Raw genomic sequence first — 17951 nt, 5'->3', positions numbered from 1 at the left:
TCGTATGCCGTCAGGCCCGTTTCGCGTCGATCGCGCCGAGGGCCTCCCCCACCGACTCGACGACGGCCACGCCGCCGGGCACCGGCGGTCGTCGCACGACGACGACGGGCACGCCGAGGTCGTGGGCGGCACCGAGCTTGGCCTCTGTCAGGGCGCCGCCGGAGTCCTTGGTGAGGAGTACGTCGACGGCCCGGCTCTCGAGGAGCTCGCGCTCGGCGGCGTAGGGGTAGGGCCCGCGCGCCCGCAGCACCTCCCAGGAGGAGGGCACGTCCCAGTCGGGCGGGTCGACGACACGCGCCAGGACGTAGCGGTCGTCCCACGCGGCGAAGGTCTCGAGCTGCTGGCGCCCGGTCGTGAGGAACGGCCGGACCCCGAGGGCCTCGGCCGCGACCCGCGCGGCCTCGACGTCGTCGACCCAGGTGAACGCCCCGGCGAGCGGGTGGCGCGACCACCCCGGTCGCTGGAGTCGGACGAGCGGCACGCCGACCCGGCCGCAGGCGGCGACGGCGTTGCCCGTGATCTGCGCGGCGAACGGGTGGGTCGCGTCGACGACGACGTCGTAGCCGTGCGCCACGAGGTGGTCGGCGAGGCCGTCGACACCGCCGAAGCCGCCGGTGCGCACCTCGCCGACCGGCAGGGCCGGCGCGCTGACCCGGCCCGCGAGGCTCGACACGACGGCGTCGCCGCGCTCGACGAGGCGACCTGCGAGGTCCCGCGCCTCCCCCGTGCCCCCGAGGACGAGGACGCGCACGGTCAGGCGGGGATGCGCAGGCGGCGCGTCATCTCGCCCACCGCGACGGTGATCGAGTGGCCGAGGTGCACGCAGGGTCCGTTGATCTCGTTCTGCTGGCTGCCGCCGAGCCCGATGACGACCTCCGGGTGGACGCGGGCCACGGTGTCGACGATCTCCTGCGCCGCGGTGATGTCGATGTCGCGCGGCACGGCCATGACCATGCCGGTGGCCCCCCGCGCCTCGATGGCGCGCAGCCAGTCCTCGACGGGCAGGTCGGCGCCGACGTAGACCGTCGCGAAGCCGGCCCGACGCGCGGCCACGGCGAAGGCCAGCAGGCCGAGCTCGTGACGGGCACCGGGCGGCAGGCCGATGAGGAGGGTCGGGCCGTCGACCCGGCCAGACGCGGCTTCATAGGCGGCCGCGAGACGGCGCTGGACGGCATACGACACGAGGTGCTCACCGGCGACGGTGAGCCGGCCGTGCGCCCACTCCTCACCGACGAGCTGGAGGGTCGGCATGAGCCAGTCGTCGACGACGTGCTCGAAGGTGCCGAGCGCGAAGCGCGCATCGAGCACCGCCGACGCGGACGCGGAGTCGAGCCGCTCGGCCGCACGGACGAACGCCTCGGCGTCCTCGGACTGGTAGCGCCCACCTGGGCGCAGCGGTGCGACGCGGCCGCCGCGGCCCTCGCGGTCGGCGCGACCGAAGGGTGCCTCTCGACCGGCGGGGTCGCGGCTCGAGAGCCGCCGGGTCGTCTCGGCGGCGGCCTCACGGGCCGACCAGCCCTCGTTGACGAGGGAGTTCATGATCGCGAGGGCGCGGACGTCCTCGGGGCCGTAGAGGCGGTAGCCGCCGTCGGAGCGCTGCGGGCTGACGACGCCGTAGCGGCGCTCCCAGGCGCGCAGGGTGGCGACGCTGATCCCGGTCAGCTCCGCGGCACGCTTGATGGTGTACATCCGCTACCCCAGCCTGCTCAACGCGTCTCGCATGCCCTGCTCGGCCTCGTCGCCGAGCTTCTTGAAGGCCGGCGCGAGCAACGGTGCGGCGAGCTTGGCGATGCCCTTGAACTCGAAGTCCGCCCGGTAGGTCACCGTCGTGCCCTCGCTCGAGGCTGCTCCCGAGCCCGTCACGGTGCGCACGAAGGTCATCGTGTCCTTGGCGACGACCGTCGCGTTCTCGCCCCGCAGCGCGAACCGCTCGTCGGGGACGTGCTCGATGACCATGTAGTCGAGCTCGGTCTCACGGCCGAGGAACTTCGACACGTTGTGGTAGCGGGTGCCGAGGCCGCCGTCGCCCGAGACGCGCTCGGTGCGGACGGTCCCGGGGTCCCATTCCGTGGTGTTCGTGAAGTCGCTGAGGTAGGCGAAGACGCGGTCGACCGGGTGTGCCACCGTGACGCTGCGCTCGATCTCCATGCCTTCTCCAACCTTTGACAGACCTTGAACAGCCACTCTACGGTGTGGACGAAGGATGGACAACGCACGACGCGACCGCCATCACTCAAAACCGTCGAACCATCCGGTCGGGGCTCCGCGCCGAACCACACGGGACCACATCAGCCAGGAGGCCTCGGTGACTCGACCGAACCGACCCACACCGTCGACCAGACCGACCGCAGCCGTCATCGGCGCGGGCGTGTCCGGCCTGACCGCCGCCCACGTCCTCAGCGCGACGCACGACGTGACCCTCTACGAGAGCGACACCCGCCTCGGCGGGCACGCGCACACCCATGACGTCCCCGGGCGCGACGGCAGCCTGCGCATCGACAGCGGCTTCATCGTGCACAACGAGAAGACCTACCCGCACCTGCTCCGCCTCTTCAGCGAGCTCGACGTGCCGACCCAGCCGACCGAGATGAGCATGAGCATCACGTGCGAGGGGTGCGGCCTGTCGTATGCCGGTGGACGCGGTCCCAAGGGGATGTTCGCCCAGAAGCGCCGCCTCGCCGACCCCCGCTTCATCCGCATGCTCCGCGACGTCCCGCGCTTCCACGCGGCAGCGCGCGCCCTGCTCGCCGATGACTCGCAGGACCCGACGTGGGGCGAGTTCCTCGCCGTCGAGGGCTTCTCCGACTACTTCGTGCGCCACTTCGCGATCCCGCTCGTGGCCTGCGTCTGGTCGTGCGGCGACCTCGACGCGTCGTCCTACCCGGCGCGTCATCTCTTCCGGTTCCTCGACCACCACGGGATGCTGACGGTGACGGGGTCGCCCACGTGGCGCACCGTCACCGGCGGGTCGGCGACCTACGTCGACCGGCTCGTCGAGCGCCTGCCCGACGTGCGCAAGGAGAGCCCGGTGACCGCCGTGACGAGGCACGACGACGGCGTGGACGTGCTCGTGCGCGACGGCCGGACGGCGACGTTCGACCGCGCCGTCATCGCCACGCACGCAGACCAGGCCCTCGACCTGCTCGCCGACGCGACGCCCGACGAGAAGCGTGACCTCTCGGCGATCCGCTACTCCCGCAACGAGACCTGGCTGCACCGCGACTCCTCGGTCCTGCCGAAGCCGCGCCAGGCCAAGGCCTCCTGGAACTACCGCATGCACGCGTGTGACGCCCCGGCCCCCGACGTCACCGTCAGCTACTGGATGAACCGCCTCCAGGGCATCACCGACGCCGACGACCACGTCGTGACGCTCAACCCGGCCGGCAGCATCGACGAGTCGCTCGTGACGGCGCGGATGTCCTACGACCACCCGATCTTCACGCGTGAGGCCGTCGAGGCCGCGTCGCACCTGCGCGAGGGCGGCGGCGACCGCCTGGCCTTCGCCGGCGCACACCTCGGCTGGGGTTTCCACGAGGACGGGTGCCGCTCCGGCGTGGAAGCCGCCGAGTCCTTCGGGGTGCGCTGGTGACGGCCGTCCTGACACCGCCCGAGGTGCCCGCGCTCGTCGACGGCACCGTGGCCCACTCGCGCCGCACCCCGCTGCACCACAGTTTCACCTACGGCCACTACCAGTGGCTCGTCGACGTCGACCATCTTCCCCGGCTCCCCTGGCCCGCAAGGCTGCTCGCGCGCTTCGACGTGCGCGACCACCTCGACGGGGGTCGGCTCGGCGGCGGCATCCGCGGCGACGTCGAGCGCTTCCTCGCGGCGCGCGATGTGTCGCTGGCCGCCGAGGACCGTGTCCTCATGCTCGCCAACGCGCGGGTGCTCGGCCACACCTTCGACCCTTTGTCGGTCTTCTGGTGCCTGCGGCCCGACGGCTCCCTCCTCGCCGTCGTCTTCGAGGTGCACAACACGTACGGCGAGCGCCACGCCTACCTCCTCGACGTGCACGACGACGGCACGGCGACCGTCGGCAAGGCCTTCTACGTCTCCCCCTTCAACGACACCCGCGGGGAGTATGCCGTCCGCCTCGTCCTCGAGCCCGGCGCCGTGAGCGTGACAGTGGCCCTCGACCGCGACGGCGAGCGGATCATGACCGCCGTCACCCGCGGCACCCCGGAGCCGGCCACGACCCGGGCGCTGCTCCGCCTCGTCCGACGTCACGGCCTCATCACGCAGAGAGTGACGACCCTCATCCGGGTACACGGCATCCGTCTGTGGTTGCGCCGTCTGCCCGTCATGCCCCGCCCCCGACACCCCAAGGAGGCCGTCCGATGACCGCCCAGTCCCCGACCATGGCCCAGCCGCTGTGCCTGCGCCGCCCCACCCTGCGCGTCCTGTGCGTGCGCGCCCGCCTGGCCCGCAGCATCCTCGCCCAGGTCGCCAAGCGCGTGCCGGTCGACGTCGTCATGCCGGACGGCTCGCTGCTCGGTGGCGGCACGCGTCGGACCGACCGGCCGGGGCTCGAGATCGTGCGTCCGACCGCCGTCTTCGAGCGGCTCGCGCACCACCCCAAGATCGGGATCGGCGAGGCCTACATGGCCGGGGACTGGAAGGCCGCCGAGGGCACCGACCTCGCCGAGCTGCTCATGCCCTTCGCCGAGCGCATGACGACGGCCGTCCCCGGGGGGTGGCTGCGGCTGCGCGGCTTCGTCGACCGCCGCATCCCGAGCATCCAGAACAACTCGCTGCTTGGCTCGCGCCGCAACATCGAGGCGCACTACGACCTGTCCAACGACCTCTTCGCGACCTTCCTCGACGAGACGATGAGCTACAGCTCGGCGATCTTCGACGAGGACGAGCCGCTGCGCACGCAGTCCTTCGAGGAGGCCCAGCTGCGCAAGGTCCACGCGATCCTCGACATGGCCAAGGTCGGCCAGGACAGCCGCGTGCTCGAGATCGGCACCGGCTGGGGCACGCTCGCCCTCGAGGCGGCGCGGCGCGGCGCCACGGTCACGAGCGTCACCCTCTCCAAGGAGCAGGCGGCGCTCGCCCGGCAGCGCGTCGCCGATGCCGGGTTCACCGACACCGTCGACATCCGCATCCAGGACTACCGCGAGGTCGAGGGCGTCTACGACGCCGTCGTCAGCGTCGAGATGATCGAGGCCGTCGGCGAGGAGTACTGGGAGACCTACTTCCGCACCATCGACGAGCGCCTCGCCCCGGGCGGCATCGCGGCCGTCCAGGCGATCCTCATGTCGCACGAGCGGCTCATGGCGACGAAGCACTCCTACGGCTGGATCCAGAAGCACATCTTCCCCGGCGGGCTCATCCCGAGCCTCCAGGCGATGAGCGAGACGACCGACGCCGCGACGACGCTGCGCATGTCGGCCGTCGAGGCGTTCGGCGCCGACTACGCCGAGACCCTGCGGCGCTGGCGCGAGACCTTCCTCGCCCGCTGGCCCGAGGTGCACGCACTGGGCTTCGATGAGACCTTCCGCCGCAAGTGGGAGTTCTACCTCGCCTACTGCGAGGCGGGATTCGCGACCGGCTACCTCGACGTGGCCCAGGTGCGCTTCGAGCGGGAGGGCGCCGCGGCCGCGGCCTCGTGATGGCTCCGTCGACGACGTCGATCCTGTGGTTCCGCCGCGACCTGCGGCTGAACGACCACCCGGCGCTGCTCGCGGCGGTCGACGCGGCCTCGCACGTGCTGCCGGTCTTCGTCCTCGACCCGCGCCTGCTCGAGACCGACACGCCCCGCACCCGGCGACTGCTCGCCTCCCTCGCATCGCTGTCGAAGGACACCCGGGGGGCGCTCGTCGTCCGGCGCGGTGACCCCGTCGACGTCATCCCCGCGCTCGCCGCCGAGGTCGGGGCGACGCAGGTGCACGTGTCGCGGGAGACGACGCCCTACGGCCGCCGACGCGACGACGCCGTCGAGAAGGCCCTCGCCGAGGACGGGCGCGAGCTCGTCGCCACAGGGACGCCCTATGCCGTCGGGCCGGGTCGCATCGTCAACCAGGCGGGCTCGCCGTACAAGGTCTTCACGCCCTTCTCCAAGGCATGGCACGAGCACGGGCGGCCGGCTCCGGCAGCCCGCCCCAAGCGCATCCCGTGGCTGCGCGAGGACGTCCACAGCGACCCGCTGCCCGAGGTGCCCGATCTGTCCCGGCTCGAGGCCGGCGAGGCCGCCGCGCTCAAGCGGTGGGAGAGCTTCCTCCACGACGGGCTCACGGCATACGACAAGGAACGCGACCGTCCCGACCTCGACACGACGAGTCGGCTGTCGGCGCCGCTCAAGTACGGCGAGATCCACCCCCGCACGATGCTCGCCGACATCGCGGCGCACTCGGCCGGGCGGTCGCAGGCGGCGAGCACCTACGTCACCGAGCTGATCTGGCGCGAGTTCTACGCCGACGTGCTGTGGCACCACCCGGACTCGGCGTGGCACGACCTGCGGCCCGAGCTCGCGAAGCTGCCCTACGACTCGGGCGCCGAGACCGACCGGCTCGTCGACGTGTGGCGCGAGGGGCGCACCGGCTACCCCGTCGTCGACGCCGGCATGCGCCAGCTGCTCGCGGAGGGCTGGATGCACAACCGCGTCAGGATGATCACGGCGAGCTTCCTCACCAAGGACCTCCACGTCTGGTGGCCGGTCGGGGCACAGCACTTCCTCGACCACCTCGTCGACGGCGACATCGCCTCCAACAACCACGGGTGGCAGTGGGTCGCCGGGACGGGCACCGACGCGTCGCCGTACTTCCGCGTCTTCAACCCCGTGACGCAGGGGAAGAAGTTCGACCCCGACGGGGAGTACGTCCGGCGCTGGGTTCCGGAGCTCGCCCACCTGCCGGGTGGCGCGGCTCACGAGCCGTGGAAGCACGACAACGGGTACGACCATGAGTATCCCCAGCGCGTCGTCGACCATGATGAGGAGCGCAAGGAGACCCTGGCCCGCTACGAGCGCGCCCGAGGCTAGGAGACGAGATGCGGGGCCCCGTGACCGAGCTGCGTGCGTTCGTCAACGCCGCGCTCATCGAGAAGGTGGACCGCGACCACCGCGACCCCGACGACGTCTTCCGGCGCCGCCAGGTCGTCGTCGCGCTCACCTTCGTCGTGGGCACCGCGGTGCTGGCGTGGGCGCTGCGGATCACCCCGGGCGACCCGCTCTTCTACGTCGCGACGCTCGCCCTGGCGGCGGTGTGGCTCGTCGGCGCGCTGCTCTCGGGCCCGCTGCACGCGGGCATGGGGCACACGCGTCGCGGCGAGAAGGCCCGGCCGATCGTGCAGTCCCTCGTGCTCGGCGTGCTGCTCCTCGTCCTCTTCCTCGTCGGCGCGCTCGTCGTCGCCCGCATCCCCGTGCTGCGCGAGCCGGTCGACCAGCTGCTCGACCACGCTCGGTTCGGGGCCTTCACGGCGGTGCTCGCCATCACCTTCGTCAACGGCGTCGTCGAGGAGCTCTACTTCCGCGGCGCCCTCTACGCCGCCCTCCCCCGCCACCAGGTGACCCTGACGACCCTGCTCTACGCCCTGACCACCGTCGGCAGCGGCATCCCGCTGCTCGTCCTGGCGGCTGCCGTCATCGGTCTCGTGACCGCCCTGCAGCGCCGCGTCACCGGCGGCTTCCTCGGGCCGATCATCACGCACGTCGTGTGGTCGACGGGGATGCTCCTGCTCCTCCCACCCGCCCTCGAGCTGACCAGGTGACCGCATGAACCCTGCCCCGAACCCCACCACGACCGACGGCACTCCGCGCCGCGCCCTCGTCACGGGCGCCTCCGGATACGTCGGCGGGCAGGTCGTGCCGCGGCTGCTCGACGAGGGCTGGGCGGTGCGGGTGCTGACCCGCCGCCGCGCCTCGATGGACGACAAGCCGTGGGTCGACCGGGTCGAGGTCGCCGAGGGTGACGTCGCGTCGGCCGACGACATGCGCCGCGCGCTCGAGGACGTCGACGCCGCGTGGTACCTCGTGCACTCCATGGACGACCAGCCCGACTTCCAGGAGCGCGACCGCGAGGCGGCGACGATCTTCTCGGAGGCGGCGAAGGAGGCCGGGGTCTCGCGCATCGTCTACCTCGGCGGCCTGCACCCCGATGACGAGGTGCTCTCGCCGCACCTCGCCTCGCGCGTCGAGGTCGGGCGGATCCTGCTCGACTCGGGCGTGCCGACGGCGGTGCTCCAGGCCGCCGTCGTGCTCGGTGACGGGTCGGCGTCCTTCGACATGCTGCGCTACCTCACGACCCGCCTGCCGGCGATGGTCGCTCCGAAGTGGCTCGACAACAAGATCCAGCCGATCGCCATCGACGACGTCGTGACGCTCCTCGTGGGCGCCGGCAGCCTGCCCCCCGAGGTCAACCGCCCCTTCGACATCGGGGGTCCCGAGGTGCTGACCTACCGCGAGATGATCGCCCGTTTCTCCGACGCGACGGACCGGCGCCGCCCGGTCGTCGTGACCGTGCCGGTGCTGACGCCGCGCCTGGCGAGCCACTGGGTCGGGCTCGTCACCCCGATCTCGGCGGGCCTGGCCAAGCCGCTCGTCGGCAGCCTCGTCCACGAGGTCGTCGCCAAGGAGGACGACATCCGGGAGCACGTCGACGTGCCCGGGGGCTTCATCGACTTCGACACGGCCGTCCGGTCGGCGATGCGCACGGCCAAGCCCGACACGGCGATGCGCAACCTCGCCCTGACGAGCGCCGCGACGGTGGCGAGTGCCGTTGCGGGTTCGCTTGCGACGCAGCCCGACTCACGCTGGTACCGCTCTCTCGACCTGCCGGACTGGCAGCCCCCGACGCTCGCCTTCCCCCTGGTGTGGACCGCGCTCTACGCCGACATCGCGGCGACGTCCGCGACGGCGCTCAACGCGTACGACAAGGCCGGTGACACCGAGGGTCGCAACGCCTACCTCAAGGCCTTCGGGACCAACCTGGCCCTCAACACGGCCTGGAGCGTGCTCTTCTGGCGCGTGCGCAAGCCGTGGGTGGCGGCCGCGGAGGCGGCGCTGCTCACGGCGAGCGCGGCGGACCTCGCCCGCCGCGCCGGCACCGTGAGCAAGGGCGCGGGCATCGCCCTGTCGCCGTATGCCGTGTGGTGCGGCTTCGCGACCGCGCTCTCGACGGCGATCGCGCGCCGCAACCGCTGAGCCCGGTCGGTCGGACCGGCTCAGAGCCACCAGCAGTCGGAGACCTCGGGGAGCCCGGCGACGCGCGCCTCGAGGAAGGCGTACTGCTTGGCGAACGACGGCACCGCCCCGCCGACGTGCGTCGGTGTGATGTTGGGCGAGAAGGCCACGTTGGCGCCGCGGGTGCACCAGTCGTGCGCGAGACCGCGCCCGACGGCATACGGGATGACGTCGTCGAGGACGGAGTGCGTCACGAGCACCGGGACGGCGGGCTTGAGCCGACCGATGCGCTGCTCGGCGATGATCGATCGGAAGGGCTCGGCCGCGGCGAGCTCGGTCAGCGTGCGGCCGTCCTTCGTCAGGTCGCTCGAGCGGGTGAACGCGTGCAGCGCGATCGACTCGCCGACGCACTCGCCCTTGACGGCGGCGACGACCGAGGCGCCCCGGGCGTTGAGGAAGCCGTCGAGGTCGAGGCCGTAGGCGGCGGACTGGCCGGCGACGGCGTAGAGCGCGAAGGCGGAGTAGAGGCTGCCGTCGAGGTGGTCGGCGACGGCACCGAGCTCGGCGGGGACGGCGCCGGCGACCGCACCCTCGAGCCTCAGCTCTGGGGCATACGTGGGCGCGAGCTCCACGGCTGCGGCACTCGCACCGCCGCCCTGGCTGTAACCGGCCAGCATGACCGGGCCGCCGCTCGGCAGCCCGGTGCCGGGGAGGCGCTGGGCGGCGCGCACCATGTCAAGGACGGCGTACGCCTGGGCCTCGCGGACCATGTAGGTGTGGGTGCCGGGTGTGCCGAGGCCCTGGTAGTCGGTCATGGCGACCGCATAGCCGCGGGTCAGCAGGCCGGAGACGAAGGCACCTTCGTACTCCGAGCCGGCCGCGAGCTGACGGCTCGGGGCGCACTGGTCACCCATGCCCTGGGTGCCCGCGGCGTAGCCGATGAGGGGGCGCTGGCCCGGACCGAACCACGGGACCGGCGGCACGAGGACGGTGCCCGTCACGGCGATCGGCGCACCGCTGCGGTCGCGGCTGGCATACATGACCCGAGTGGCGCGCGCGGTCGAGGGGACGGCCTTGAGCGGGTCGAGATAGAAGGTCATCGGCTCGGTCTTGAGCACCGTGCCGGGTGCTCCGGTGACGGGCGTGGGAGGGTCGTAGAAGCCGGAGGCCCGGGCTGTCGTGACCGGCGACATGACGGCCGCGGCGATCGCGAGCACCACGACGCCGACGACGCGACGGGTGCGGGTGCGGGTGCGGGACGAGCGGTGGGTCGAACGAGGCACGGCGGCTTCCCCTCAGGCGGCAGGACGACGTCGGTGGCGTCCACTGGCCAGCAACTTACTGACGGTAACCATGCCTGTCGCGCTGAAGCTGCGGCGCAGGGTCAGGCCGAGGCGGGCTGCTTCGTGAAGGCGCGTCGGTAGGCGACGGGCGGGATGCCGATCTCCCGTTGGAAGTGGTGGCGCAGCACCGCCGCAGTGGCGAAGCCGCTCTCGCGGGCGATCCGCTCGACGTCGAGGTCCGTCGACTCGAGCAGGTGGCGGGCCCGGAGCACCCGCTGGCTCGTCACCCACTTGTGCGGGGTCGTGCCGACCTCGGCGGTGAAGCGGCGCGCGAAGGTGCGTTCCGACATGGCCGCCCGCCTGGCGAGCGAGGGGATCGAGTGCTCCTCGTCGAGGCGCTCGGCGACCCACTCCATGACGTCCTGGAGACCCTCGCACGGCTCGGACGGGACGGGCGTCTCGACGAACTGGCGCTGCCCACCGGAGCGGTGCGGCGGGACGACCATGCGGCGCGCGATGCGGGTCGCCACCTCCGAGCCGAGCTCGGTGCGCACGATGTGCAGGCACGCGTCGATGCCGGCAGCCGTGCCGGCGCTCGTCAGGACCGGGCCGTCCTCGACGTAGAGGACGTCGAGGTCAACGCAGGCGCGGGGGTGCTCGTCGGCCAGCCGGGCGGCATACCTCCAGTGGGTCGTGCACTCACGACCGTCGAGCAGGCCGGCGGCGGCGAGCTGGAAGGCGCCCGAGCAGACGGAGAGCACGCGACCGCCGTTCGCCGCTGTGTGGCGGAGGATGTCGAGGACGTCCGGGTCGTAGGGACCGTCGACCGCTCCACCGGGGATGGCGACGAGGTCGGCACCGCGGGCCGCCTCGAGCGGGAAGGGCGCGACGATGCTCATGCCGCTCGTCGTGCGCAGAACCTCGCCGGGACGCGACGAGCAGACCCGGAAGTCGAAGGCCGGGACCCCGTCGTCGGTGCGGTCGATGCCGAAGACCTCGCAGAGGACGCCGAGCTCGAACATGGCCACAGGCTCCTGGGCGATGACGGCGATGGTGCGCAGCATCCGGCCAGCATGGCATGTTTGGCAGGATCTTGTCGATCATCGACAGTTCTGCCACTCGTGGCGGGATCATGATGAGCGCAGACTTTCTGCCATGGACATCATCTTCTTCTTCGTCATGATCATCGCCATCGTCGCGGCCCTCGAGCCGCACCACCGCCGGACGTTCTCGCTGCCGCGCGCTCCCTTCGGCGCCGACGCCGAGGTCGACCGCGACATCGAGCGCGTCCTGCACGACGTGCCCGTCACCCGCTGACCCACCTGGACCCCGCCGTCTGGCGGCCGTCAGTCGATGCGCGGCCAGAGGTCGTGCGGATCGCGACCCGGTCGGAAGCCACAGGCCTCGGCGAGGTGCCGGGCGTCGCGGAACCGACGGGCGAGCGACACGGGCTCGTGCGCGTCACTGCCGAAGCTCACCGCGCCACCGCCGACGTCGTGCCACCAGCGGACGACCGTCGGGTGCAGCGGCAGCACGGTGTTGATCTCGAGCACCTTGCCGGCCTCCGCGACGGCCTCGAGCGTCTGGCGGAATTCGACGTCGAACTCCGCCGGGTCGAAGGGGCCGTCCGCGGCCTCGTCCCAGGAGCGGACGGGGTAGTCGATGTGGGCGAGGACCTCGAACGTGTCGTCGGCCGCGACCATGGCTGCGACGTCGCGCAGGTAGCTGCGGACGATGTCCACGGCGGGCCTGCGGCCGAAGAGCTCGCCGGGCTCGGTCCAGCCGTCGCCGTCCGGCAGACAGTGCAGGGAGCCGAGCACCCGGTCGAACGGGCCGGCCGCGAGCACCCGCGCGACGGCCTCGGGGTGCAGGTGCGGCTCGCCGAGCTCGAGCCCGCTGAGGATGCGCAGGCCGGGGTGGCGCTCCCGGCACTCCGCGATCGCCTCGAGGTAGCCGGCGGCGTCGAACGGGCCGGGGGTCACCAGGCCATCGGGCGACGTGAAGGTCAGCAGGTGCGCATCCTCGACGAGGTGCGAGCGGTCGAGCGACCAGACGGTGTGGTCGACGTGCTCGGTGAACGCGACGGCCGGCAGGCCCAGCTCGAGCGCCCGCGCGCACGTGCGGTCCATCGACCCGTGCGCGGCGTCCCACGACCACTCGCTGTGCACATGACTGTCCGCCGGAAGCGTCATCCGGCCACGCTAGGCCCACCCGCCGCCATTGGCGCCGCCGAAGCCGCACACCAGCCGGCCCAGCGGTCAGAAGGGTGGCGGATCGTCGGCAGTCTCGGCTCCTGCTGAAGGGGATCGAGGCGGTGGACCCGAGCCCGGGTCGCGGAGGGCTTCTCGCCAGTCCTTGGGATAGGTGATGTAGTCGCGACCGGCGAGCGAGGACCAGGAGATGCCGTCGTCGTCGACCCACTCGACCTGCCAGACTCCGGCGGTCTTGCCGTTGTGGCAGCCCCGGCTCAGGGACTCGGAGTTGGAGACGTGGGTGGGGCCGGCCGGCCACGGGACGACGTGGTCGAGATCGCACCGGTCGGCCGGCACCTGGCACCCGGGTGCCCGGCAGACGCCGTCGACGGCCCGCACGTGCTCGACCATCGCGGCGGTCGGGCGGTAGCAGTCGGTGGAGAGCTCGAGGGCGCGGCCGGTGTCGACGTCGACGGCGAGGCGCTGCCACACCGAGCCCGGTGCGGTCATGATCTGGCGGGCGTGGGCGGCGGTGACCCAGCCGTGGCCGGGCAGCTCGCACGCAGCGTCGGACATCCCGACGGCGACCTCGAACGGGACGACGATGCGGACGGCCGCGGGCGCCGCGTCGGACAGCAGGCCCGCACACGAGAGCTCTTCCTCGAGACCGCCACCAAGACCGCCACCGGCACCGGCGCCGGCAGGTCCGCCGATGCCGGACGGGACGACGCCGAAGAGGGCGAGGTCGCAGAGCAGGTCGCTGCGCAGCTGGTCGAGGCTGCGGTCGTCGCCACCCGCGCGGGCGGCCCGAGCCAGGGCATCGACCCGGTCGAGCACACCGACGACCCGCTCGGCCGGCGCGACGACGGTGAACGTCCCCATACCGTCCTCGACGAGGCGGCCGTACGCCGTGCGACGCAGATGAGAGGACCGGCGGCGCTCCTCGGCGGCGCGGGACTCGGCCGAGCGGACGCACCGCTGCAACCGTGTGGCGAAGAGGCGTTGAGAGGCGACCGCGCCGTCCGGAGCCGGCGCGAGCACCGTGGCCTCGAGGTCGGGGAGGACGTCGTCGGCGAGCGCCCGCGTCTCGACGACGACGCGCAGGGCTCGCTGGAGACTGACAGCACCGGCCCGCAGCCGCTCACGCAGCACCCGATGACGCCGGGGTGCTGTCGCGAGCTCGAGCCGACGGGCGACCTCGGTCGCGCCCACCCCGGTCGCCCAGGCGATCTCCTGCGCGGCGACCTGGTCGGCCGTGATCGGCACGGGCGAGCTCGTCGTCCACCGGGCGAGCTGCTGCTCCTCGACGGAGTGCAGCGCGGCATACGCGTCGACGATACGACCCTCGAGGCGAGCCTTCTGGACCTCGAGGCGCTCGATCTGCGTGAGCACCTCGTCGGCCTCGTCGGCCAACGTGAGGGACGAGCTGCGCTCCTGCGCCCGATCGGCGCGGGCCTTCGCCTGACCGACCAGCCAGACCACGCGGGGGTCGAGGCTGCTGCCACCGTCAGTCGCGTCGGGCGCCGGACGCCCGGTGTCGAGGAATGGCACGAACTCACTCCTCCCACCCGGGTCGCCGACCCCTCTATTGGAACACATGTTCGATAGATTGTGAAGGTCTGTCCACACTGTGAGTCCACCGATCCCGTTGCGTCGCAAAGGGATCGGAGCGCACTCACTCCTCCGCGGTCGGAGCCACTCGTGGCTTGCGCCGCGTGAGCAGGACACCGGCGATGCACAACGCCCCGCCGACGAAGGTCAGGGGCGGCGGCACCTCGGAGAGCAGCGCCCAGGCGATGAGTGTCGCGATGAACGGCACGAGGAACGTCGTCAGGGTCAGCGTGCCGGCATCGCTGCGCGCCAGCACGTAGGCCCACGTCGAGAAGGCGATGGCGGTCGGGAAGAGGCCGAGGTAGGCGATCCACCACAAGGTGCTCGGGTCGCTGTCACGCACCACGGTGACGAGCTCGCCGCTCCACGGCAGGCACACGATGGCGCCGATGATGCAGGCGAGCCAGGTGACCTCGGGACCCGGCAACCGCCCGAGGAGCGGCTTCTGCGCGAGGACGCCCACGGCATACGTCACCGCAGCCAGGACGGCGAGCCACACGCCCACCATGTCGCCGGAGTCACCGGAGGAGAAGCCGCGCGCGATGACGACGACACCCGCGAAGCCGACGGCCATGCCGATGAGCAGCCAACGCGTCATCTTCTCGCCGAGGAAGACCGTGGCGAGGAGCGCGACGATGATCGGCCCGATCTGCACGATGAGCGCGGAGGTGCCGGCGTCGATGCGCCGCTCGGCCTCGTTGAGGGCGAGGTTGTAGATGCCGAACCAGCCGACGCCGCAGAGCAGCAGCAGGGGCCAGTCGCGGCGGGCCGGCCAGGTCCGCGGCCGTCGGAAGACGAGGACCCCGAGGGCGACCGACGCGACGAGCAGCCGCCCGAGCGACAGTGCGCCCGGCGGCACGTCTCGGCCGAGGTGGCGGATCGCGACGAACGCGGACGCCCAGAGGAGGAGCGTCACGGCCACGGCAGCCAGGACGAGCCACCTCGCACGGCGAGCGCTGGGCGGGGCCTGGGATGCAGTGCGGGAGTCCACGGTCACTCGACGACCGTAGGCGTCGACACCGACAGAGCGCCGCCGGTTTTCCGGTCAGATGTCCCCCACATCCCGCCACCACGGACGGGTGTCAGGCGTCAGGTCGCACACGCGTCGACGCCCGCCGTGTGGCACGGTGGACGTGCCCCCAGCGCAAGGCTGGCCGACCTGCCACTGCCCGTCCCGAGAGGCCTGACCATGTCCCGACCCCGCACCATCGACGAGGTCCTCGCCGAGGCTCGCGGTCGCCTCCACCGGCTCACGCCCGAACAGGCGGAGACGGCACGTGCGGACGGCGCGCTCGTCGTCGACATCCGCCCTGCCGCCCAGCGTGCGGCCGAGGGTGAGCTGCCCTTCGTGACGGTGATCGAGCGCAACGTCCTCGAGTGGCGTCTCGACCCCTCGAGCGACGCGTCGCTGCCGGTCGCGAGCCACGACCTCGAGGTGATCGTCCTCTGCCAGGAGGGCTACACCTCCAGCCTGGCGGCCGCCGCGCTCCAGGACCTCGGCATCCACCGCGCCACCGACGTCATCGGGGGGTATGCCGCGTGGCGGGCGTGGCACGCCTCCGCCGAGTAGGCCAGGACCGAGGACGGTCGAGGGCGCAGCAGTCGTTCAGTGGCCCGGGCCGCTGACCATCTTGGCTCGCTCCGACTCGTGTGCCGCACCCTTCGCCGCCAGCGTCGTGCAGGCCTCCTCGATGTCGCGGGCCAGGGTGTCGACGTGCTCGCGGCTCATCGTCTCCTTGACCAGCGCGCGCATGATGGTGACGTCCTGGGCGTCGGGTGGCAGCGTGTAGGCGGGCACCATCCAACCGCGCTCGGCAGACAGCTGCCAGGCGATGTCGAACTCGTCGTACCCGTGGTCACCGGACAGCATGAAGGCGACGAGCGGGAGCTGCTCCTCCTCCCGGCCGATCAGCTCGAAGCGGCCCATCGCCTCGAGCTTGTCGCCGAGCATCCGAGCATTCGCCTGCATGTTGCGCATGATGTAGGTGTAGCCCTCACGTCCGTAGCGCACGAGGTTGTAGTACTGCGCCAGGACCATCGCCGACCCCGTCGAGAAGTTCAGGGTGAAGGTCGAGTCGGTCTTGCCGAGGTAGTTCTCCTTGAAGACCAGGTCGGGCGCCAGGTCGGCGACCTCCCGGAAGATCAACCAGCCGATGCCCGGATAGACCAGGCCGAACTTGTGCCCCGAGACGTTGATCGAGCGCACCTGCTCGAGCCGGAAGTCCCAGGGCGAGTCCGGGTAGAGGAACGGCCACACGAAGCCACCACTGGCCCCGTCGATGTGTAACGGCACGTCGAGGTCACGCTCCTGCTTCATCTGCACGAGCAGGTCGTTGATGCCGACGATGTCGTCCTTGTGGCCGGTGAAGGTCGTGCCGAGGACGGCCGCGACTCCGATGGTGTTCTCGTCCACGTGCGGGGCGACGTCCTCCGGGCCGATGGTGTACTTCCCGCGCTGAAGCGGGACGATCCGCGCCTCGACGTCGAAATAGCGACAGAACTTCTCCCACACGACGTGCACGTCGCCGCCGAAGACCAGGTTCGGACGCTCCGTCGAGCTGCCCGCGGCCTGGCGACGGGTGCGCCAGTTCCACTTCAGCGACAGACCGCCGAGCATGATCGCCTCGGACGAGCCCTGCGTCCGCGCTCCCGTGGTCTCGCCCGGGGCGTGGAACAGGTCGGCGAGCATCCGGATGCAGCGCTGCTCGATCTCGGCCGTGCGCGGGTACTCCGCGTGGTCGATGAAGTTGCGGTGCAGGTTCTCCGCGATGATCTGCTGCGCCTCCGGCTCCATCCACGTGGTGACGAAGGTCGCGAGGTTGCGCCCCGGATCCCCTTCGAGGGCGAGGTCTTCGGCCACCAGGCGCCTGGCGTCGACCGCGCTCATCCCCGTGACCGGGAACTCGCGGCTGGGCACCTCCTCGGTGACGAAGCGGTTGCCGTAGAGCGCTGCTATGGCGTTGATCTCGGACGGTGTGGACATGCGCTTCTCCTTGAGTCGGACGGAGGGGTGGTGTCTAGGGACTCGCGGGCGTGACGGTCGCGACGGCACGCCGCCAGGCCGGGAGCAGGAGTGCGGCGCCGACGAGGAAGCACACGGCGCCCCAGAAGGTCCCGGCCACGGCGATCCGCGTGCTCAGCACCTGGTCCGTGCTCGGAACGACGAAGCTGGCGATCGCGGAGGCCATGAAGAACACCGAGCCGAGCATGTTGAGCCATGCGATCCGCCACGGGAACGACCGGGGCTGGACGCTGAGGAAGCGGCTCGAGACCGCGAGCACGGCGCAGGCGCTCGCCACGAGGAAGAGCACCGACCCGTAGAGGTCCGGCCGCCACACGTAGCGATCGGACTCGGCGGCCGTCGCGTTGTGGGTCACGGCGGCGACGGTGCTGACGTTGAAGAACAGCGTGCCGGGGACTTGCACGGCCGCGGCCAGCCAGTTGAGGTCGTGCGGCAGCCAGCACCACAGACGCGCCTGGACCGGCTGGTGCTGGGTGACCTCGTCGACGGCGGTCGTCGAGGGGTTCTGCGCCTGCACGAGCTGGCAGGACGAAGCGCTGGTGAAGAAGACCGAGCCGACGACGTAGGTGACGCCATCGACCCATCCCCCGACGGCATTCAGGTAGGCAGGCACCGAGCCCAGCACGAAGCACGCCGAGCCGGCCATGAAGAGCCAGGCGATCGCCGCGTTCAGGCGTTCTGGTCGTACCCTCATCCTCGGCTCGCTCCCGTCGACGGGTCGA

The 17951-nt window shown here is 71.8% G+C and carries 18 protein-coding genes; 8 read left to right on the top strand and 10 right to left on the bottom strand.

From position 1 onward, the window contains the following. Window positions 1-10: 10 nt before the first annotated feature. The 3 genes from ASE25_RS12760 to ASE25_RS12750 are packed head-to-tail and all read right to left on the bottom strand — an operon-like array spanning window position 11 to window position 2148. On the bottom strand, window positions 11-751 hold the full coding sequence (locus tag ASE25_RS12760; RefSeq protein ID WP_056825902.1) for a cobalt-precorrin-6A reductase: 741 nt from the start codon (window positions 749-751) through the stop codon (window positions 11-13). 2 nt (window positions 752-753) lie between these two features. After that, complete coding sequence (locus ASE25_RS12755) at window positions 754-1689, bottom strand: MerR family transcriptional regulator (protein ID WP_056774896.1); 936 nt, start codon at window positions 1687-1689, stop codon at window positions 754-756. A gap of 3 nt (window positions 1690-1692) precedes the next feature. Continuing rightward, window positions 1693-2148, bottom strand: a complete 456-nt coding sequence (locus ASE25_RS12750) for an SRPBCC family protein (protein WP_056774899.1) — start codon at window positions 2146-2148, stop codon at window positions 1693-1695. A gap of 157 nt (window positions 2149-2305) precedes the next feature. Between ASE25_RS12750 and ASE25_RS12745 the strand changes: the two genes are divergently transcribed. Genes ASE25_RS12745 through ASE25_RS12720 form a run of 6 tightly spaced genes read left to right on the top strand, consistent with a single transcriptional unit; the run spans window position 2306 to window position 9142 of the window. Then, window positions 2306-3589: an NAD(P)/FAD-dependent oxidoreductase gene (locus tag ASE25_RS12745; protein ID WP_056825901.1), complete on the top strand. Its 1284-nt coding sequence runs from the start codon at window positions 2306-2308 to the stop codon at window positions 3587-3589. Then, window positions 3586-4341, top strand: coding sequence for a DUF1365 domain-containing protein (locus ASE25_RS12740; RefSeq protein WP_056774906.1), 756 nt, complete (start codon window positions 3586-3588; stop codon window positions 4339-4341). Before ASE25_RS12745 ends, ASE25_RS12740 begins: the two co-directional genes overlap by 4 nt. After that, a complete protein-coding gene (locus tag ASE25_RS12735; protein WP_056825900.1) occupies window positions 4338-5615 on the top strand; it encodes a cyclopropane-fatty-acyl-phospholipid synthase family protein in 1278 nt (425 codons plus the stop codon). Before ASE25_RS12740 ends, ASE25_RS12735 begins: the two co-directional genes overlap by 4 nt. Continuing rightward, window positions 5615-6982 carry a deoxyribodipyrimidine photo-lyase gene (locus tag ASE25_RS12730; RefSeq protein WP_056825898.1) on the top strand — a complete coding sequence of 456 codons (1368 nt, stop codon included), beginning with the start codon at window positions 5615-5617 and terminating at the stop codon, window positions 6980-6982. Before ASE25_RS12735 ends, ASE25_RS12730 begins: the two co-directional genes overlap by 1 nt. Window positions 6983-6990: 8 nt before the next feature. Continuing rightward, window positions 6991-7710, top strand: coding sequence for a CPBP family intramembrane glutamic endopeptidase (locus ASE25_RS12725; RefSeq protein ID WP_056774914.1), 720 nt, complete (start codon window positions 6991-6993; stop codon window positions 7708-7710). A 4-nt stretch (window positions 7711-7714) separates the two neighbouring features. Continuing rightward, window positions 7715-9142 carry a tryptophan-rich sensory protein gene (locus tag ASE25_RS12720; RefSeq protein WP_056825897.1) on the top strand — a complete coding sequence of 476 codons (1428 nt, stop codon included), beginning with the start codon at window positions 7715-7717 and terminating at the stop codon, window positions 9140-9142. A 20-nt stretch (window positions 9143-9162) separates the two neighbouring features. Here ASE25_RS12720 and ASE25_RS12715 read toward each other — a convergent pair whose 3' ends face one another. Continuing rightward, window positions 9163-10404 carry a lipase family protein gene (locus tag ASE25_RS12715; protein ID WP_200959099.1) on the bottom strand — a complete coding sequence of 414 codons (1242 nt, stop codon included), beginning with the start codon at window positions 10402-10404 and terminating at the stop codon, window positions 9163-9165. Window positions 10405-10505: 101 nt separating this feature from the next. After that, window positions 10506-11468: a GlxA family transcriptional regulator gene (locus ASE25_RS12710; protein WP_056825895.1), complete on the bottom strand. Its 963-nt coding sequence runs from the start codon at window positions 11466-11468 to the stop codon at window positions 10506-10508. Between the two features lie 91 nt (window positions 11469-11559). Here ASE25_RS12710 and ASE25_RS22800 point away from each other — a divergent pair, with 91 nt between their 5' ends. Next, entirely contained in the window at window positions 11560-11721 is a 162-nt protein-coding gene (locus ASE25_RS22800) for a hypothetical protein (protein ID WP_156415519.1), read from the top strand. Window positions 11722-11750: 29 nt separating this feature from the next. Here ASE25_RS22800 and ASE25_RS12705 read toward each other — a convergent pair whose 3' ends face one another. From ASE25_RS12705 to ASE25_RS12695, 3 genes are all read right to left on the bottom strand, one after another. Continuing rightward, entirely contained in the window at window positions 11751-12596 is an 846-nt protein-coding gene (locus ASE25_RS12705) for a PHP domain-containing protein (protein ID WP_056825893.1), read from the bottom strand. A 66-nt stretch (window positions 12597-12662) separates the two neighbouring features. Next, window positions 12663-14147 (bottom strand): HNH endonuclease signature motif containing protein, encoded by a 1485-nt coding sequence (locus ASE25_RS12700; RefSeq protein WP_056825892.1) that lies wholly within the window; start codon window positions 14145-14147, stop codon window positions 12663-12665. 124 nt (window positions 14148-14271) lie between these two features. Then, window positions 14272-15204, bottom strand: coding sequence for a DMT family transporter (locus tag ASE25_RS12695; protein ID WP_235508672.1), 933 nt, complete (start codon window positions 15202-15204; stop codon window positions 14272-14274). Between the two features lie 192 nt (window positions 15205-15396). On the opposite strand from ASE25_RS12695, the gene ASE25_RS12690 reads away from it, so the two are divergent. After that, window positions 15397-15777 carry a rhodanese-like domain-containing protein gene (locus ASE25_RS12690; protein ID WP_056774935.1) on the top strand — a complete coding sequence of 127 codons (381 nt, stop codon included), beginning with the start codon at window positions 15397-15399 and terminating at the stop codon, window positions 15775-15777. A gap of 36 nt (window positions 15778-15813) precedes the next feature. Here ASE25_RS12690 and ASE25_RS12685 read toward each other — a convergent pair whose 3' ends face one another. After that, complete coding sequence (locus tag ASE25_RS12685) at window positions 15814-17190, bottom strand: glutamate decarboxylase (protein ID WP_056774937.1); 1377 nt, start codon at window positions 17188-17190, stop codon at window positions 15814-15816. 34 nt (window positions 17191-17224) lie between these two features. Continuing rightward, window positions 17225-17923, bottom strand: a complete 699-nt coding sequence (locus ASE25_RS12680) for a hypothetical protein (protein ID WP_056825890.1) — start codon at window positions 17921-17923, stop codon at window positions 17225-17227. Window positions 17924-17951: the final 28 nt, after the last annotated feature.

The organism is Terrabacter sp. Root85 (assembly GCF_001429185.1).
Taxonomy (GTDB): Bacteria; Actinomycetota; Actinomycetes; order Actinomycetales; family Dermatophilaceae; genus Terrabacter.
The sequence above is the reverse complement of the archived record's forward strand: the minus strand, read 5'-3'. Positions and strand labels throughout refer to the sequence as shown.

Bases quoted from the DNA above. Each gene is read 5' to 3' on its own strand.
- ASE25_RS12680 (WP_056825890.1), bottom strand. From the start codon at position 17,923: ATGAGGGTACGACCAGAACGCCTGAACGCGGCGATCGCCTGGCTCTTC.
- ASE25_RS12725 (WP_056774914.1), top strand. From the start codon at position 6,991: ATGCGGGGCCCCGTGACCGAGCTGCGTGCGTTCGTCAACGCCGCGCTC.
- ASE25_RS12720 (WP_056825897.1), top strand. From the start codon at position 7,715: ATGAACCCTGCCCCGAACCCCACCACGACCGACGGCACTCCGCGCCGC.
- ASE25_RS22800 (WP_156415519.1), top strand. From the start codon at position 11,560: ATGGACATCATCTTCTTCTTCGTCATGATCATCGCCATCGTCGCGGCC.
- ASE25_RS12750 (WP_056774899.1), bottom strand. From the start codon at position 2,148: ATGGAGATCGAGCGCAGCGTCACGGTGGCACACCCGGTCGACCGCGTC.
- ASE25_RS12730 (WP_056825898.1), top strand. From the start codon at position 5,615: ATGGCTCCGTCGACGACGTCGATCCTGTGGTTCCGCCGCGACCTGCGG.
- ASE25_RS12710 (WP_056825895.1), bottom strand. From the start codon at position 11,468: ATGCTGCGCACCATCGCCGTCATCGCCCAGGAGCCTGTGGCCATGTTC.
- ASE25_RS12690 (WP_056774935.1), top strand. From the start codon at position 15,397: ATGTCCCGACCCCGCACCATCGACGAGGTCCTCGCCGAGGCTCGCGGT.
- ASE25_RS12705 (WP_056825893.1), bottom strand. From the start codon at position 12,596: ATGACGCTTCCGGCGGACAGTCATGTGCACAGCGAGTGGTCGTGGGAC.
- ASE25_RS12735 (WP_056825900.1), top strand. From the start codon at position 4,338: ATGACCGCCCAGTCCCCGACCATGGCCCAGCCGCTGTGCCTGCGCCGC.
- ASE25_RS12685 (WP_056774937.1), bottom strand. From the start codon at position 17,190: ATGTCCACACCGTCCGAGATCAACGCCATAGCAGCGCTCTACGGCAAC.
- ASE25_RS12755 (WP_056774896.1), bottom strand. From the start codon at position 1,689: ATGTACACCATCAAGCGTGCCGCGGAGCTGACCGGGATCAGCGTCGCC.